This window comes from Methylocucumis oryzae (assembly GCF_000963695.1).
Lineage (GTDB): Bacteria > Pseudomonadota > Gammaproteobacteria > Methylococcales > Methylomonadaceae > Methylovulum > Methylovulum oryzae.
Genome location: NZ_LAJX01000340.1, coordinates 1 through 1295, shown reverse-complemented (window position 1 = coordinate 1295; position 1295 = coordinate 1). Strand labels below are relative to the sequence as shown.

General features: G+C 40.4%; 3 protein-coding genes. All 3 read right to left on the bottom strand.

Features of this window, described 5'->3' with window-relative positions; all coding sequences use genetic code 11:
- A partial coding sequence (gene tnpA, locus VZ94_RS33420) for an IS66 family insertion sequence element accessory protein TnpA (protein ID WP_439097762.1) occupies positions 1-147 on the bottom strand: 147 nt, incomplete at its 3' end.
- A 71-nt stretch (positions 148-218) separates the two neighbouring features.
- Entirely contained in the window at positions 219-356 is a 138-nt protein-coding gene (locus tag VZ94_RS26320; protein WP_157845013.1) for a hypothetical protein, read from the bottom strand.
- Between the two features lie 182 nt (positions 357-538).
- On the bottom strand, positions 539-823 hold the full coding sequence (locus tag VZ94_RS21270) for a hypothetical protein (RefSeq protein WP_045780784.1): 285 nt from the start codon (positions 821-823) through the stop codon (positions 539-541).
- Positions 824-1295 lie beyond the last annotated feature (472 nt).

Sequence of the window (1295 nt, the reverse complement as noted above, 5' to 3'; positions counted from 1 at the left end):
CGGTGTGGAATGTTCATTTCTAAAATCGTGCAGCCGCGCGGCAAAGGTTTTGACATTAAGCCGATGCTGTCGGCAATACGCCGCTTGCGTCATTCCGCTGCTTTGCCAAGTGTTCAGGTGATGTATCCAATGCGCAGTTAAGGTCATGCATTATCCTCTTCAAAAATTTTGAGAATAACGGTTCTGAACTTATTAGAACAGGTGGTTTGGTTGAGCGCTTACGAAACAGTCACTGATTCATGGTTAATTATGCTTTCATTTGCTAAATCAGGAGGCGTATACAGTTGACCATATAAAAACAAATTGGTCATTTTGTTATTGTCGATTTCTTGCCAGTTAGTGGTAAGGGTAGTCATGCTATAGTTCCTAATTGTTGTGTGATGCTGCTTCGTTGGACGTATCTTCGGATAAACCTGTAAATTCAAAAGGTTTTCCACAAGTTGATATAAAAGTTACACTGTCATAATATCTACTTTGAGTTTGATATTGCTCTTTAAATGTGTCACTGACTTCATAGAAAATTACGACTTCTGGCCCATCATAATACGGAGAAATTTTTCCCCTTGGATACCGAGCAACACTTGGGGTGATGCAATAGATAAGCCTGTGCCGTTTCGTTCCTATCATGCAACTTTATTTTTCCTTCCTTAATAAATTTATCTAATACAATCAGAATGTACTCTTTATCAGTTAATTTTCGGCGTTGCTCAAAACAGTAATCATGAGGAATCAAGTAGTCAATGAGCCAAGCTATGCCTATGATTAAGGTCGTAAGGCGCAATAACCAACGAGCATTGCTCCGTATTTTTGTATCATTTGCCATATAAATTTCCTTCACAACAAGGCCGTAAGTCAGCTATAACGCGATAAGATGCGCTTATAGGCTGTGCCGACATTAGATACAGTCTTATCTTTCATTAAGCAAGGGAAAAATTAGGGGTCGCATCGTTCGCGTCACTCAATTCTTTTAGCGGTTCGCTATCGCGAAACTGGTTTTGAAATACCATTATTCAACCCCCTCACCATTTTTTTGACAATCGCAGTCAAGGCCGTAACATGCAATAGCAAATAAGCATTGCACCCTTCTGTTAAGCTTTTTCTAACGGGTGCAGCCTCAATTTAAAGCAGCCGCAACAGAAGGAACGCCAAAGAGATTTATTTTTTGCCAAAACTGTGTCCACCTATGAGCCGTTAAAACTAATGCCCGTAACGTTAAGATACCGGCAGCCCCCAATACTGTTGACTTTAGCCAGTAGCACCCATTTTCTTAGCCCGCTTTTCTTTCCACTTATTAG

Bases quoted from the DNA above. Each gene is read 5' to 3' on its own strand.
- VZ94_RS26320 (WP_157845013.1), bottom strand. From the start codon at position 356: ATGACTACCCTTACCACTAACTGGCAAGAAATCGACAATAACAAAATG.
- VZ94_RS21270 (WP_045780784.1), bottom strand. From the start codon at position 823: ATGGCAAATGATACAAAAATACGGAGCAATGCTCGTTGGTTATTGCGC.